The 16,109-nt window shown below is 42.2% G+C and carries 14 protein-coding genes; 7 read left to right on the forward strand and 7 right to left on the reverse strand.

Annotated elements, in window-relative coordinates; translation table 11 throughout:
* The first annotated feature begins 37 nt into the window (after nucleotides 1–37).
* A complete protein-coding gene (locus KTO63_RS12090) occupies nucleotides 38–1,258 on the forward strand; it encodes an SGNH/GDSL hydrolase family protein (RefSeq protein WP_217791548.1) in 1,221 nt (406 codons plus the stop codon).
* Nucleotides 1,259–1,318: 60 nt separating this feature from the next.
* Here the strand turns inward: KTO63_RS12090 and KTO63_RS12095 are convergent, their stop codons facing one another.
* From KTO63_RS12095 to KTO63_RS12110, 4 genes are all read right to left on the reverse strand, one after another.
* Nucleotides 1,319–2,458: a cystathionine gamma-synthase gene (locus KTO63_RS12095; RefSeq protein WP_217791549.1), complete on the reverse strand. Its 1,140-nt coding sequence runs from the start codon at nucleotides 2,456–2,458 to the stop codon at nucleotides 1,319–1,321.
* Nucleotides 2,459–2,585: 127 nt separating this feature from the next.
* A complete protein-coding gene (asnB, locus tag KTO63_RS12100) occupies nucleotides 2,586–4,430 on the reverse strand; it encodes an asparagine synthase (glutamine-hydrolyzing) (RefSeq protein ID WP_217791550.1) in 1,845 nt (614 codons plus the stop codon).
* A gap of 126 nt (nucleotides 4,431–4,556) precedes the next feature.
* Entirely contained in the window at nucleotides 4,557–5,135 is a 579-nt protein-coding gene (locus KTO63_RS12105; RefSeq protein ID WP_217791551.1) for an acyl carrier protein phosphodiesterase, read from the reverse strand.
* Nucleotides 5,136–5,278: 143 nt separating this feature from the next.
* On the reverse strand, nucleotides 5,279–6,223 hold the full coding sequence (locus tag KTO63_RS12110) for an alpha/beta hydrolase (protein ID WP_217791552.1): 945 nt from the start codon (nucleotides 6,221–6,223) through the stop codon (nucleotides 5,279–5,281).
* A 153-nt stretch (nucleotides 6,224–6,376) separates the two neighbouring features.
* Here KTO63_RS12110 and KTO63_RS12115 point away from each other — a divergent pair, with 153 nt between their 5' ends.
* Together KTO63_RS12115 and KTO63_RS12120 are read left to right on the forward strand one after the other, a co-directional pair.
* Complete coding sequence (locus tag KTO63_RS12115) at nucleotides 6,377–8,599, forward strand: helix-turn-helix domain-containing protein (RefSeq protein ID WP_232373150.1); 2,223 nt, start codon at nucleotides 6,377–6,379, stop codon at nucleotides 8,597–8,599.
* A gap of 8 nt (nucleotides 8,600–8,607) precedes the next feature.
* A complete protein-coding gene (locus KTO63_RS12120; RefSeq protein ID WP_217791554.1) occupies nucleotides 8,608–9,339 on the forward strand; it encodes a YqjF family protein in 732 nt (243 codons plus the stop codon).
* A gap of 145 nt (nucleotides 9,340–9,484) precedes the next feature.
* Here the strand turns inward: KTO63_RS12120 and KTO63_RS12125 are convergent, their stop codons facing one another.
* Nucleotides 9,485–9,784, reverse strand: coding sequence for a hypothetical protein (locus KTO63_RS12125; protein WP_217791555.1), 300 nt, complete (start codon nucleotides 9,782–9,784; stop codon nucleotides 9,485–9,487).
* A 9-nt stretch (nucleotides 9,785–9,793) separates the two neighbouring features.
* On the reverse strand, nucleotides 9,794–10,243 hold the full coding sequence (locus KTO63_RS12130; RefSeq protein ID WP_217791556.1) for a hypothetical protein: 450 nt from the start codon (nucleotides 10,241–10,243) through the stop codon (nucleotides 9,794–9,796).
* Between the two features lie 170 nt (nucleotides 10,244–10,413).
* On the opposite strand from KTO63_RS12130, the gene acs reads away from it, so the two are divergent.
* Both acs and KTO63_RS12140 read left to right on the forward strand, forming a co-directional pair.
* Nucleotides 10,414–12,327 carry an acetate--CoA ligase gene (acs, locus tag KTO63_RS12135; protein WP_217791557.1) on the forward strand — a complete coding sequence of 638 codons (1,914 nt, stop codon included), beginning with the start codon at nucleotides 10,414–10,416 and terminating at the stop codon, nucleotides 12,325–12,327.
* A 259-nt stretch (nucleotides 12,328–12,586) separates the two neighbouring features.
* A complete protein-coding gene (locus KTO63_RS12140) occupies nucleotides 12,587–13,900 on the forward strand; it encodes a fibrobacter succinogenes major paralogous domain-containing protein (RefSeq protein WP_217791558.1) in 1,314 nt (437 codons plus the stop codon).
* A 241-nt stretch (nucleotides 13,901–14,141) separates the two neighbouring features.
* Here KTO63_RS12140 and KTO63_RS12145 read toward each other — a convergent pair whose 3' ends face one another.
* Nucleotides 14,142–14,696: a L,D-transpeptidase family protein gene (locus KTO63_RS12145; protein ID WP_217791559.1), complete on the reverse strand. Its 555-nt coding sequence runs from the start codon at nucleotides 14,694–14,696 to the stop codon at nucleotides 14,142–14,144.
* Nucleotides 14,697–14,987: 291 nt separating this feature from the next.
* Here KTO63_RS12145 and KTO63_RS12150 point away from each other — a divergent pair, with 291 nt between their 5' ends.
* Nucleotides 14,988–15,566, forward strand: a complete 579-nt coding sequence (locus KTO63_RS12150; RefSeq protein ID WP_217791560.1) for an RNA polymerase sigma factor — start codon at nucleotides 14,988–14,990, stop codon at nucleotides 15,564–15,566.
* Between the two features lie 103 nt (nucleotides 15,567–15,669).
* Entirely contained in the window at nucleotides 15,670–16,083 is a 414-nt protein-coding gene (locus KTO63_RS12155; protein ID WP_217791561.1) for a DUF3106 domain-containing protein, read from the forward strand.
* Nucleotides 16,084–16,109 lie beyond the last annotated feature (26 nt).

The raw sequence follows: 16,109 nt of genomic DNA on the forward strand, positions 1-16,109 counted from the left end.
ACTGTTTTCGTACTCTTATCCCCCTAAATCCAGAATAATGAAACTAGTTATCACTGCAGCTTTGTGGCTGCTTGCCGTATCGTCATTTGCCCAGGTTCAAACAAGATGGTTGGGCATACAGGGTTCATCTACTGCTGCATGTTATGGAGTATCATACACCGACTGTTGGGTAAATCTTTTAGACAATTATTATGACAGGCCCGGACGATGGGATACTAAAATTCAACAGCTGGCAAAGTTTGGCGCGACTCCGTTTACCGGCATGCCCTCCTCTTATGCGCCGCTTGCCGGAGGTCCGTTGCCTGATCCAAATGTTAATGTAACAAAAATGCTTTCCTTTCAGCCGCTGGTTTATGCAGTAATTGTAAGTTATCCTAGTAATGGCTATGATACCTATAGCGTTCAGGATGCCATGTTTTGCCTGCGCACAATTCGCGATTCGATTGTAAATTCCGGGGCAAAATGTTACATCACCACCACGCAGCCAAGAGGGAGTGCTACTTACGCAAACACTACAGTAAGAAAAAGAATGGCCGAGATCAAAGACAGTGTGCTTATGGAATTCGGCAACTATGCGATTGATTTCTGGAGTGTTTTGGTTAATCCTGCTGACAGTTCAATTTTGCCACAGTATGATTCCGGTGATCACACACATTTGAATGCCGCAGGTAATCAGGTTATTTTTAACCAGGTGATACAGAAAAATATTTTCGAAGAAGTATTGCCATTGCCTCAATTCATTTTCAGGGCAAAACAAGAAAATAATGATGTACAGGTAACCTGGAAAAACAGCAAAGACGAACGCGTGAAATTGTTCTGCGTGCAACGAAGCGACGATGGAATACATTTCTCTCCTATTTACACTTGTGGTGCCGGGCTCGATTCATACACTTATTCCGACAAACAACCCGAAGCGGGAAATAATTTCTATCGTCTCAAAGTAGAGTATACAAGTGGATACGTCGATTACTCTCCCGTGTCATTAATTGTGAACCGGTCAAATGCATTTTTGGTTTCTGAAGTACTGGATACAAATGGTGAGTTGAAATTTAAGATTCATTCCAAAGCAGATCAGCCCGTTGTTGTAACGGTCTATAACGTGGAAGGTGAAGTGATCGATAATGAAAGAAGAAATATTGCCGGAGGGCAAACCAGCATAACCTTGCGCAATTTAAATGTAGCGCATGGAATGTATTACCTGAAATGCACTGCTGTGAAAACCGGAGAAACGATCGCTTCTGCTTTTATGGTTCGATAAAAAAAGAGTTATAGAAGTCTCGTGGTTCTATAACTCTTTTAAATAAAGTCTTAGGAAAAACTATCCGATGGCTTGATTCAAATCGTCGATCAAATCATCAGCATCTTCAATACCAACGCTCAAACGGATCAGTGAATCTGAAAGTCCATTTTTCAAACGCTCCTCTCTTGGAATGGAAGCGTGTGTCATCGTAGCGGGGTGATTGATCAATGACTCAACGCCACCGAGACTTTCTGCGAGTGAAAATATTTTTGTGGAAGACAATACTTTGAAAGCTGCTTCTGCGCTTTCATCTTTTAATGTAAAGCTCAACATGCCACCAAAATCACGCATTTGTTTTTTCGCCACTGCATAACCCGGATGGTCTTCAAAGCCGCACCAGTAAACCTTTCCCACCTTGGGATGGCTGCGAAGGAAATGAGCGACTTTAGCTCCATTCTCGCAATGACGCTGCATGCGCAGGTGCAATGTTTTGATGCCGCGCAAAACAAGAAAGCAGTCCTGCGGTCCGGGAACGGCGCCGCAACTTTTTTGAATGAAATATAATTTCTCTCTCAATGAGTCATCGTTCATCATCAGGCAGCCATGAATAACGTCGCTGTGGCCTCCTAAATATTTGGTGCCTGAATGCATAACGATATCTGCACCAAGATCCAATGGGTTTTGCAAATATGGGGAAGCAAAAGTGTTGTCTACGCAAACCAAAATTTTGTTGGGCCTTGCCAGCGCCGCAATTGCTGCAATATCCGAAATGTTCATCAATGGATTCGTTGGCGTTTCCGTCCAGATGAGTTTTGTTTTATCGTTAATGAAAGGTTTGATATTGTTTGCATCCTGCATATTCACATAGTGAAACTTAATGCCGAATTTTTCGAAAATCTTTGTAAACAAACGGTAAGTTCCGCCATACATATCGCTGCCCGCAATTACTTCATCACCCGGTTCCAGTAATTTGATAACCGCATCTGTTGCAGCAACGCCACTGCTGAAGCTTAATGCATGTTTACCGTTTTCTATAGCAGCCAAAGCTTCTTCCAAAGCGGTACGGGTTGGGTTTTGTGAGCGTGCATATTCATAGCCTTTGTGTTTGCCCGGTGCTTCCTGTGCATAGGTGGACGTTTGATAAATAGGCGTCATGATTGCCCCAGTAGAAGGGTCCGGATGTGATCCCGCATGTATATATTTTGTGGCAAGTTTCATTGAATGATTATTTTTTTAGATGTCAAATGTAAAGAAATTGAAAATTGAAAGTTGAAAATTGAAAATGATGAGGCGCAAAGAATGCCCAGACCTGACAGGATTTTTAAAACCTGTCAGGTCTTGCCCCTCAAAGCATCTTGCTTGCCACCAAGTAATAGAAGTCATTGTTCCCGCCTTCTGTAGATCCCTTTGCTTTCACAGGTTTATTTAAAACATTTTCATTCAGGATTTTTTTCGCAACCAATTTCTCTTTTGCATGCATAATATAATCCTGTACTTGCTTTTGCTCCATCCATTTTTTTTGAGGTGGCTCAAAGCCCACTTTATCCTTTCTCCAAACGATCGATGAGGGCAATGAGTCTTGCATCGTTTGTCGCAAAATGTTTTTTGTAAAACCGTTGTTGATCTTGAGTTCCGCAGGTAACGAGAAAATGAATTCAACTAACTCGTGAGATAAAAAAGGCAACCTAACTTCGCGGCTGTGGGCCATGGAATTGCGATCTGCATAGCGAAGTAACTCTTGCAAACCGAATTGCATGGTGTTGAAATACAGCATGTCGTTCAATTTGGTAACGATAGGTTTGTACATCGTTTCTCTGTCAAGAAATGCTTCAACAAAATCTCTTTTTATATCGCGATTGTTGAGCAGCGACGATATTGATTTCTTTTGAAGTTGCGATGCCGCCTGAGCAGGAAGCAACGCCGCGACATAGTTTTTCAATCCCCAGTCAAAAGAAACATTATTTTGTACAAGCATTTTCTTTTGCTGCTGAAACACATGAAACTTGCTGGTAAGAAGCTCCTGCAAAAACCAATGAATGTATTTGCTGTAACCCGCGAGCGTTTCATCTGCTCCTTGTCCATCGAGTAGCACCGTTACGTCATTTTGTTTTGCCAGTTCAAAAACTTTAAACTGCGCGTAAATGCTTGACGAACCAAAAGGCTCTTCCTGGTGGTAACAGAGCTTTTCAAAATCATTTATAAATCCTTCGGCGGTAGGCGTGGTTGTAAAACTTTTGAGATTGAATTTCTCCCTTACATCGGCAATATATTTCGATTCGTCTTTCTCGAAATTTGGGAAGATGGCTGAAAAACATGAGAGATCAGCACCTTCAGATATTTTTTTAATAGTCGCAACAACAGAGGAACTATCCAATCCTCCACTCAATGAGGTGCCAACGGAAACATCGCTGCGCAATCTTCTTTTTATGGAAGTAGTAAACAGTTGAGCGAGTTGCTCGATAGCATTCTCGGCAGAGATGTCGATTTTCTTTTCTTTATCAATATCCCAATATCGGACTATCGACAGATCATTTTCGTAAAGAGAAAAAATAAGATAAGAAGCATGCGGCAGCTGGAAGATGCCACTGTAAAAGGTTTCCATGTTGTCGACAGGATTTTGCACCCAGCCCAAACTGATATAATTGAGCAACATGGAGTTGCTCATTTCTTTTTCAATACCCACAGCCCACAAGGCTTTCATTTCTGATGCAAAGAGAAAATTATTGCTCTGATCAAAGTGGTAGAAGAACGGTTTTTCCCCAAACCTATCCCTTGCGGCAAACAATTTTTTTTCGACATTGTCCCAGATGGCAAAAGCAAACATGCCATCAAATTGTTGCAGGCATTTTTCCTTCCAGCAATCATAGGCCGCCAGGATCACTTCTGTATCGGAATGCGAAACAAATGAGTAGCCCTGCTTTTGAAGAGTTTCTTTTATTTCTATGTAATTATAGATTTCTCCATTGTAAACAATTGTGTAGCGATTGAGATAATGCATTGGCTGCGCACCGGCTTCTGAAAGATCGATAATGCAAAGACGTCGATGGCCGAAGCCAACCGTTTTATCCTCATTAATCCAAAGCCTTTCCTTTTCCGGCCCGCGATGCTGCAGCGCATTTGTCATTTGCAACAAATGCTGCTCAGCAATAAAAGATGTATTTGTTGTAACAATACCGGCAATGCCACACATGGAGGGAGATGTTTAGTTACGAATATACAATAACTGAATAACTGAATGACTGAATAACTGAATGTTTAGAGTTTAGGATGCCTGTTACACTGAAGCTCTCGGTTATTCAGTCATTCAGTTATTCAGTCATTTGACTAATGTCTTTGCGTAGCTCACAAGTTGAGGAAAAAATGCATCGTAGCATTCCTGCAAATAAGGAATATTGTCGTTGAAGATTTGGAAAGCAGTATCGCTTTCTTCCAGATATCGGGAGCGCCTTACAATGCCTCCGAAACTTCTTTCCATTCCATATTTCGTGCGGTAGTTATACAACCAGTTGTTTGATTGCATGTAAGGAAACATCATTTTGAATGGCCCGGGCAATTGATCGATGTAGCGATCTAAGGTTGCATATACAGATTGGCTGAAATCGAACAACGATGCATCGCTGAAAATACTTTTATCATTTGCGAGAAAATAATCAAAAGAGACATCCACGAAAGCTGCGCTGTACAAGCGATAAGCCGGTTTGTAAACGGTCATTGCCCTTTTCGTGGCTTCATGCGTATCTGTAAATTCGTCAATGTTTCGGTGTATCTGTATGCCGTTTTGAATGCCCTCCGGATAGTCAAGTTTTTTCTTTCCTTTCACAAAATCACTGATCATATTGCCCACTAATATTTCAGGTTCATTGAAAGACAAATATGCGTGTGCAAGGAAATTCATTTGTTAATAGAAGAACTATTTTTTGTTTTATCTAATCCGAAATCTCAAATCTATTGTTGGAAGCTGCGCGACGAGGTCAACTTAAGAGCCCCAAGAAAAATCATACCAAATCATGACAATCATGAAAATCAATGTTCTTTCTCTCATTTCTTCCCTACAAAATTCACAATAATAACTACCAGCTCTTGATTCACGGGTAGCTCTGGTTTTTTGTAAGTAGCAATATTTTCAGACATTACCGAACTGCTGTTTTTCAAAATATGATTCATGCCTTGTATGATGTGCAGCTCTGCTTTCGGCTGGCATTCTTTTAATGCAGTTGCTTCCGCTGCATCAACCTGTATATCTGTAGAACCCTGTAATATTAGCACGGGCACAGTAAGTTTTGCGATTTCCGTACATGGCGTGTATTTCATCCACGATGCCATGTATGGTTGAATGCTTTTTCTGAGAAGGGCATGCATTGGGCCGGGAATGCTATCCAGCGGCTGATTATTCCTGATGCGGTTAAACATAGAATCGGCCACGGGAGCCATGAACGGCGCTTGCTTTTGCAATTGGCCAACAACTATTTTATCAATGCTTTTCGCCGGGCCGGAAATGGAAATATATCCGGCCACCTTCGTTTTTTCCGCAGCGAGCATTGCGATCAGCGAACCTTCACTGTGCCCCGCCATATACACTTTGGTGATGCGCGGATCTGTTTCGATAAATTTTTTCCATTCCACTGCGTCGCTTACGTAGTCTTCAAAAAGAATGCTATCTTCTTGTTTCAACGCCTTGGCACTTGCCGAGATGCCACGTTTATCAATAAGCAACGTAGCAATTTTTTGTTTCGCAAGTGCCTCTGCCAGCAGTCTGTAGCTATTTGCGCTTACGCCCATTGCGTTGTTGCCGTTTCTGTCGGTTGGTCCCGAACCGGGCAATAAAATAACAAGCGGAAATTTCATAACACCCTGCGGGGCAATTAATGAGCCGCTTAGCTCGCCAGTGGGAGTTTTAAGTATATTATGTTCTTCAATTGATTGAGCAAATGATAGGATAGTTGTTGCAAGTAGCAAGAATAAGGTCAGGAATTTCTTATGCATTTTCCAGGCTAATTTTGTTCAAGGTAATTAATTCTTCCGAAAAAAAATTACCTTGTACACCCGTTCTAACCCGGCATCATTTACACCTTCTATTGTTCATTTTAGTACTTTGCACACACAATGATGTTCGATTCTACCAATGAGAGTTTTCAGATGGCCGTAAAGTTTGTAAATCATACAAACAAGCATATTTTTCTGACAGGAAAAGCAGGAACCGGCAAAACAACTTTCTTAAAATACATTAAGGAAAACACCTTTAAAAAGATGGCGGTTGTTGCGCCTACTGGAGTTGCGGCGATCAATGCAGGCGGGGTAACCATGCACTCTTTTTTTCAGCTGCCTTTTGTTCCTTTTTTACCAACGCAACATGTTGGATGGAATGATTTGAACAGCGGCACTACCAATGCACATACATTGCTTCGAAACGTTCGGTTTAATTATGATCGTCGCGAACTGATCAAAGAGCTTGAGCTATTGGTGATTGATGAAGTCAGCATGGTGCGTGCAGATATGCTGGATGCGGTGGATGCAATTTTAAGACATTTCAGGAAACGACTCCTGGAACCATTTGGTGGGGTTCAGATATTGTACATCGGAGATTTGTATCAGTTGCCACCAGTTGTGAGAAATGAGGAGTGGGATATATTGAAACAGCACTACAAAAGTCCTTTCTTTTTTGATGCACAGGTGATGCAGCAAACATCAACCTTATATATCGAGCTGAATAAGATTTACAGGCAAAGCGACCTGCTGTTTATCAACATTTTGAATAACATTCGAAACAATGTTGCGACGGCTGCAGATCTTGATACGCTTCATCAATTTTACAAACCGGGCTACAGGCCGGCGAAGGAAGAGAATTTTATTACGCTCACTTCACACAATGCGCAGTCGGATTCCATCAATTACAGTGAGCTGGAAAAGCTGCCCGGGAAATCACAATCCTTCGATGCAAAGATTAGTGGCGATTTTGGAGAGAAAGCTTTTCCGGCAGAGAAAACATTGAATGTGAAAGTTGGTGCCCAGATCATGTTTATTAAAAACGATAAGGGCGAGACAAGGAAATTTTACAATGGAAAAATAGGAACGATAAAGGCGTTCAAAGAGGATAAAATTGTTATTGAATTTCCTAATGATGAAGGCGAACTCGAAGTAGAAAGAGAGCAGTGGAAGAATGTAAAGTTTGTTTACAATAAAGAGAAAGATACTGTTGACGAAGAAGAGCTTGGCGTGTTTGAGCAGTTTCCCATTCGCCTTGCATGGGCCATCACGATACACAAAAGCCAGGGCCTGACTTTCAACAAAGCGATCATAGATGCGGGCGCATCCTTCGCACCCGGCCAGGTGTATGTAGCACTGAGCCGCCTTACAAACCTCGAAGGGCTTGTTTTGTTTTCACGCATTCAACCGCATGCCATCAGTACAGATGTGAGAGTGATTGGTTTTGCACAAACCGCACCCAAGGCAGAGGACTTAAAAGATTATCTCGAAGAAGCGCAGAAAGTTTTCATTGCAAAATCGCTGCTTATTTCTTTTGACTGGGAAAAGATCGTGTCGCAATTAGAGAATCTTTGCGAGGAAAATGCGGACCGTCAAATTCCAGAGAAAGAAGACGCCATAAAGCTTTCGGAACAACTCCTTCAAAACGCATGGAAGCAAAAAGAAACAGCTCAAAAATTTTTGTTTCAACTTGAACGACTGGTTGAAACCGCAGAGACTGATAACTATGTGCAATTGAATGCAAGGATGGAAGCAGCTGCAAACTATTTTAAAAATGCACTGAAAGAAGAATTGATCGACCCGATGCAAAAACATATTGACGTAGTGCGTGTGAAAAAGCGCACCGGAAAATATGTAGGCATCTTGAAAAATATACAACTAGTTTTTTTAAGAAAGCAGCAACAGGTTGAACAATCGTTCCAGGTAACATCGGGTTTGGCGAAAGGGATGCAACCGGATGCTTTGCTGGCAATTGTAGAAGAGCAAAGGAAAAATGTTGTGACCATTGCCCCGCAAACAGAAGAAGAGAAGATTGTTACGGCAAAACCAAAGAAAGGCGACACCTACAAGATTACACTTGAAATGTATAAGCATGGCAAGTCAGTGGCTGAAATATCGAAGGAGCGCGGCTTTGCATTTGGCACAATAGAAAGTCACCTTACGTCATTTCTTCGAACGGGTGAAGTAAAAATTGAGGATCTTGTGCCCCCGCATAAGCTTCCTCGCATTTTGTCGGTAATAAAAGATGCAGGCGACAACTTATCATTAACGCCGATAAAACAGAAGCTTGGAGAGGACTATTCTTTCGGAGAAATTAGAGCAGCGATTACTTATTACACATCTTTGGCCGAAAGCGAAGATGTTAACCATGAATAATAAATACCATGGCAAAGACTTTTCTAAAAGCAGAATGGCGCAAACTGGCAATGGCAAATTATGTTATTGATCCGGATTTGCTCGCCTCTTATTTGCCGCATAAAACAGAACTTGATCTGTGGAACGGCAAGTGTTATGTAAGTCTTGTTGGATTTATGTTTCTCAACACAAAGCTGAAAGGACTGCCCATCCCGTTTCATACGAATTTTGAAGAAGTCAACCTGCGATTTTATGTGCGCCACAAGGCTGCAGACGGCTGGAAAAGAGGAGTTGTTTTTGTGAAGGAAATTGTGCCACGTCCTGCGCTAACATTTGTTGCCAATACCGTTTACAATGAAAACTACGAAACCATGCGAATGGATCACAGTTGTCAAGTGACAGGTGATGAATTATCGGTAGAGTATAAATGGAAAAAAGAGAAATGGAACTCATTCCGGATAACGGCCGAGAATCAGCTGATCACCATTGGTGAAGGAAGTGACGAAGAATTTATAACAGAACATTATTGGGGCTATACAAAACTCGGCGAACATAAAACTTCAGAGTATGAAGTAACACATCCGCGTTGGCAGGTTTATCCGGTAAAGGAATACAACATCGATGTTGATTTTGAAAACGTGTACGGAAAGGAATTTGGGTTCTTAAAAGATGAAAAGCCTGAAAGTGTATTTCTTGCTGAAGGCTCAGTGATAGAGGTAAAGGCGGGAAATAATGTGGAGATGATTGTGATTGAAAGTTAGCAGTTTACCACTAAGGCACTAAGGTCACAAAGCCTCACTAAGAATTTTGCCACAGAGGGACAGAGGACACACAGGAAAGGAATTGAAAAAACTCTTCAAGAAGCTTATAAACCTCGGTGCCTTCTGTGTCTCTGTGGCAATAATCTCAGCCTCGCAGTGGCACTGCCTTCTTCCTCGTGAAGTAGTTCCATATCCACACAATGGTAAAAGTTGGAATAAAATCAAGGCCCGGAAATGCCTCTTCTACAAAATTGAACAGGCCTCCAAATGCACCCTTCCATCCTCCGAAACTTCTATAAAAAATATAGGCAGAAATAGGCGCCCAGATAATATCGATCAATTCTCCCGCACCGGGAAGCAAGTAAGACGCACAACCAATAAGATCCATGAGGATACAGAAAATCAAAGACGGATTTTTAGGATTGCTTATTGCCAGTTTACTCATGTTCAAAAATTAGTTTAAATATTTACCACATCCTTTAAAAACTTTGCCACTGGTTTGTACTTCAACAGTATGATCGAAAACTTCTCCGCTGGCGCTGTTAATACAAGGTTGATTAATAATGACCACCTTAATAGAGCCCGCATCCACTGTGGCCTTGTAAATGGTGGTGTCACCGTTTTTTACTGCCTCTGGAACCGGTGTGTTTAATGCGGTTACATTTTCTTCCAAAGTCGTGAACCAGATCGCTTTTTGCAGATCTATATCCATTTCCCATGTCGGCTGATCGCCGGACGCTACAAAGTCAATTCCTTCCTTTCTTTTCTTTTCATATTTATCTGTAGATGATGTAGTTGTTGCAGAAGTTGCCTCGTCGTTTTTTTTATCATTATTGCCATTGCAAGAACAAGCCGCGAATGACAAGGTACATAAAACACCGTATGTAAAAATCCTTTTAGTCATGGAATAAAGTTACCTCTTTTAGTGTTTAAAAAATGTTTAAGCGGATAGTTACAATATGGAGGTTTTATTCACTTGAAATGGCAGATGATTGCATTGTTTACACATCGCACAAACGATTGTTAAAGATTATTATCGTACGTTTTCATTATTTTGCACAAAAGAACGATTGTATGGCATATCCCTATCAGGTAACAAGTTTAGACCAGTATAACACAGCTTACAAAAAAAGTGTAGACGATCCGGAAGCTTTTTGGGGCGATGTTGCGTCCAACTTTTTGTGGCGCAAGCGCTGGGACAAAGTACTGGACTGGAACTTTACTGAACCAAATATAAAATGGTTCCTCAACGGTAAACTGAACATTACTGAAAACTGCCTCGACCGCCACCTCGGCAGCCTGGGCAATAAACCTGCTATTATTTGGGAGCCAAATGATCCCGAAGAACACCATCGCGTACTCACTTACAGAGAGCTCCACAATAAAGTTTTACAGTTTGGTAACGTACTAAAAAACAACGGCGTTAAAAAAGGCGATCGTGTTTGTATTTACATGGGCATGGTGCCGGAACTTGCCGTGGCAGTGCTGGCATGTGCAAGAATTGGCGCTATCCACTCTGTAGTTTTTGGAGGATTTAGTGCACAGAGTATTGCCGATCGTTTGCAGGATGCGCAGGCAGAATTTGTTATCACCTGCGACGGCGCTTATCGCGGCAACAAAGAAATTGCGCTTAAGAGCGTGATAGACGATGCGTTGATTCAATGCAAATTTGTAAAAAGAGTGATCGTACTAACGCGTACCCGTACCCCGGTAAGTATGATCAAAGGAAGAGACGTTTGGTGGGAAGATGAAATAAAAAAAGTAGAAACACAAGGCAATCCATACTGCGAAGCAGAAGAAATGGACGCGGAAGATCCGTTGTTCATCTTATATACTTCCGGTTCTACCGGAAAGCCCAAAGGTGTGGTGCACAGCACAGCCGGTTATATGGTGTACACGGCGTATAGCTTTGTAAACGTGTTTCAATATCAACCCGGCGATATTCATTTCTGTACAGCAGATATCGGCTGGATCACGGGGCACAGCTACATTGTTTACGGACCCTTGGCGGCGGGGGCCACAACGCTTATATATGAAGGTATCCCAACGTTTCCGGATGCAGGTCGCTTCTGGAGCATCGTTGATAAATACAAGGTAAACGTATTGTACACTGCGCCAACAGCCATCAGGTCATTGATGGGCTTTGGTTTGGGCCCGGTGCAAAATCATGATCTTTCGTCATTGAAAGTTTTAGGAACAGTGGGTGAGCCAATCAATGAGGAAGCATGGCATTGGTACGATGAGCATATCGGCAAGAAAAAATGCCCGATCGTGGACACATGGTGGCAAACAGAAACCGGTGGTGTGCTGATATCAAACCTTGCAGGAGTAACACCTTCAAAACCTTCGTTTGCAACGTTGCCTCTGCCCGGTGTTCAACCAATTTTGGTGGATGAAAGAGGAGAAGAAGTGAAAGGAAATGGAGTGAGTGGAAATCTTTGCATCAAGTTTCCATGGCCATCCATTTTGCGAACTACTTATGGCGACCACGAAAGATGCAGGCAAAATTATTTCGCTACCTACAACAACCTGTACTTCACCGGCGACGGTTGTCTACGCGATGAAAACGGTAACTACCGCATTACAGGTCGTGTAGATGACGTATTAAACGTGAGCGGCCACCGCATTGGAACCGCGGAAGTAGAAAACGCCATCAACATGCACGCAGGTGTGGTGGAAAGTGCTATTGTTGGTTATCCGCACGATATTAAAGGACAAGGTATTTACGCCTATGTTATTTACCAGGGTACACATGGTGATGAAGAACTGGCGAGAAAAGATATCACGCAAACTGTATCGCGCATCATTGGTCCAATTGCAAAACCGGATAAGATCCAGTTTGTAAGCGGTTTGCCAAAAACAAGAAGCGGAAAAATTATGCGCCGCATTCTCAGAAAAATTGCTGAAGGCGAAATGGAAAATCTCGGCGACACAAGCACATTGCTTGATCCGGGAGTGGTGAATGAGATAAAGGCGGGCAAGATTTAATAACTGAATAACTGAATCATTGAATAATTGATTGGTTGCAGAATCAGTCGCTCTCCGAAGCTTTTAGCTTCGGAGTTTTATTTTGTTGCCTTGGGCAACATCTGTTATCGCCGAAGGCGATAGAAAAATAAAGAACCAGGAATTGCAATTCGCTTTTCAATACATTTGCTTAACTGCATTTGAATAATCGTGCTTACCCATTAGGTACAACCTTATACTTTCCTCAGATAATTATTTTAAAATTTCAAAACAAAAAATTATGAGGAAACGTTTCTTTCTATCATTAGCGTGCGCTGCTTTTTTTATTGGTTCTGGTTGTAAACCTGATGCCATTAAACCCGCAAACCCACCGCAGGCGCAAAACGTAAACATTAGCGGTACTGTTGCGATTACAAATAGCCTTACTGCTGACTACACTTATTACAGTTCCGACGGAGCTGCTGAGAGTGGTACTACCTACCAATGGTACAGGGCTGCTGATACTTCGGGTGCGGGTATTGCTTCGATTGTTGGTGCTACATCTAAAACATACATAGTGCAAATTGCTGATGCCGGCTATTACTTAAAGGTAATGGTTACGCCCGGTGCAGCTACTGGCCTTACACCAGGTATTGCAGCATCTTCGGTCTATACTAAGCAGGTTCCGGGGCTAACTCCTGTTGCGCAGAATGTAAGTATTAGTGGTACGGTTGCATACACCAATACTCTAACAGCTAGTTACGCTTACTATACTCCTACCGGCGCTACTGAAAGCGGCACTACTTATCAGTGGTACAGGGCTGCAGATACAGCTGGCACAAGTAAAATGGCTATCAGCGGTGCTACTGCCAAAACTTATGATATAACGGTTGCAGACATGAGCTATTACCTTATGGTATCAGTTACGCCCGGCGCGGCTACTGGCCCTACTCCTGGCATTGCTGCTAATTCAGCTTACACTGCACAGGTCCCTAGTACTTTTACATTTAATGGTCTTACTTATGGAATTATTAAAAGCCCCACTACTGGCAGGATATGGCTTGATCGCAATCTTGGTGCCACACGGGTGGCGCAATCATCTACAGATTACCTGGCTTACGGAGATTTGTATCAGTGGGGACGTCCTGCGGATGGCCATGAAAAAATAAACTGGACCAGCTCTACAACAGGTACACCCGTAAATGGAACTACCACAACTCTTGCGACTAGCGATATTCCCGGAAATGCATTATTTATCATTTCTTACGACTCTCCATTCGATTGGAGAAGTGACGGCAACAGTAACAGATGGAATGTTAACCCTCAGATACAGTGTCCCCCTGGATTCCAGGTGCCTACGTACGATCAGTGGAATCAGGAAGCAGATATTAAAGATGCTGCTACGGCGTTTAGCCTACTTAAATTGCCTGCTGCGGGCCTCCGTAATAACGGCGATGGATTTAGTAGTACCGGTACCGCTGGTGCTTACTGGGGCTCTACTGCCTTTGTCTCGAACGGGAGCTCAAGCTACAGGTATTTCGCAAGCCCCAGCGCTTTCAGTAGTGTCAACAATTACCGCGTCTTCGGGTTTTCGGTACGGTGTATTGCGCAATAGATTCGATTCAACCACGCTCCGAAGCTTTTGGCTTCGGAGTTTTATTTTGTTGTCTTTGGCAACATCTGTTATCATCGAGGGCGATCAAATATTGATGCAAGGCTATAAGCTTGCATAGCTAAATACAACCTGCACCTAATATTCAATTATTCAGTGAATCAATTATTCAATGAATTAAAAAAATAAACCCCCGAGAACTTCTCGAGGGTTTTATTTTTTAAGACGACAGTTGTTAAAAGCCTTAATGCTGAATCGTCACTTTAGTTCCCACGGGGATAATATCGTATAACTCTTCAATGTCTTCGCGCTTTAATGAAATACAGCCGTTGGTCCAGTTTTGATAATAATCAACAGCCATATCATCGCGGTTCCAGGTGCCATGAATGCCAATGCCATTGCCAAGTTTAGCATCTTTAGGAACAAGGCCCTGTGCCTTGCGCTGATTAAATTTATCTATATCAACCTGAGTCGGATAATTTAGTAACATCATTTTGTCCCACTTTTCGTGCGGACGTTTCGAAGCAATTTTGTATTCACCTTCTGGTGTTTTTCTGTCACCCATCACCATTTTATCATCCTGCGATTTGCTTCCAAATACTGCCGGATAAGTGGCGAACCAGCCTTCATCATCATACACACTTAATTCGTAGTCGGTTTTCTTGATAACTATGTAGGGAGTTCCGGATATGTTGTTATGAAAAAAGCGTCTTTTCATAACTCTATGCTCAAGACCTTTAAAAGCGAATAAACCGCTTGCCGCAATCAGAAGGGTAAAAATTAGTGTTCTCTTTTTCATAACTTTTATTGACCTTTTAACAGGAGTAAAGTTTAGCGGGTCCGCATTTTAATTTCTGCTGCTACAACCCAAACGTTTATCCGGGAGATTTATTTTTTGTGTGGAAAACTTTAACTAATTGAAAATTGAAAGTTGAAAGTTGAAAATGGGATATGGGCGAATGTCATTTTCCCTCCAACACCCCAATTATTCAGTTAATCAGTTATTCAATTATTTGCGTCTATCTTTAAGACAGAATTTTTTTTCAAAACTTTAAAATATCCGGCTTCGCTGCTCGTCTACCTTAATTACATGACGGATGCAGCAACGATATCAACCACCGCTATGGCGGAAAGAAAACGTAATATAACCGATACGATCAATGCTTATAGCAAGCGGTTGATGGGTTTTATACGCAAACGTGTTGATAATGAAGCTGATGCCGAGGATATCCTGCAGGATGTTTTTTACCAGTTCGTCGGAAATACACAGCCGATTGAGCAGCTTACCGCATGGTTCTTTACAGTTACCCGGAACAAGATCACCGACAAAAAACGCAAAAAGAAGCCCGATTCAGTAGAAGATATTTACACTTCTGAGGATGGTGAAACCATTGCCGAGTGGACGGAACTTTTTTCCGAAGGAAACGAAAATCCTGAAACCGCTTACCTGCGCTCTCTTTTTTGGGAAGCATTGGACAGTGCCTTGAAGGAACTACCAAAAGAACAAAGAGATGTTTTTATCTTAAATGAACTGGAAGGCGTTCCCTTTAAAGAGATCGCCGAACAAACAGGAGAAACAGTAAACACGCTCATCTCCCGCAAACGATATGCAGTATTGCATTTACGGGACAGACTGGGCACTTTGAAAGACGAATTATTAAACTCGTGAAACGTGAATGGTGAAACGTGAAATGGGTGGTCGAAAAATAAATATTCACGATTAACGATTGACCATTCACGATTACAATCACGAAAACAAAAAATTAGAAAATATGAAACGCGGATTTTTCTTTAAAAAATTTATCATGATGCTGTTGTTTGGCACCGCCGCTGTGTTGCTCTTCAGTTTCATTGTAATGAGCTTGTGGAACGGAATTCTTCCTTCAGTGATACACGTATCAGCCATTACATTTCCACAGGCAATAGGAATACTTGTATTGAGTAAAATTTTGTTCAGCGGATTTAAAGGCGGTCCTCGTCGTGGCGGCCCATGGGGCGGCGGACCCGGTGCCTGGAAAGAAGGCATGCGCGACAAATGGCAAAAAATGACGCCAGAAGAACAGGAGAAATTCAAACAAAAAATGCGCGAACGCTGCGGTTCCTGGAGAAGGGGTTTTAATGAACAACAACCGGCAGCAAACACAAGTGCTGCAAACGTAAACACCGGCGAAGGCGGCACAGAATAAACCAACTACTCTTTATCCAAACTATA

Origin of the sequence: Pinibacter aurantiacus (genome assembly GCF_019130065.1) — a bacterium.
GTDB lineage: Bacteria > Bacteroidota > Bacteroidia > Chitinophagales > Chitinophagaceae > Pinibacter > Pinibacter aurantiacus.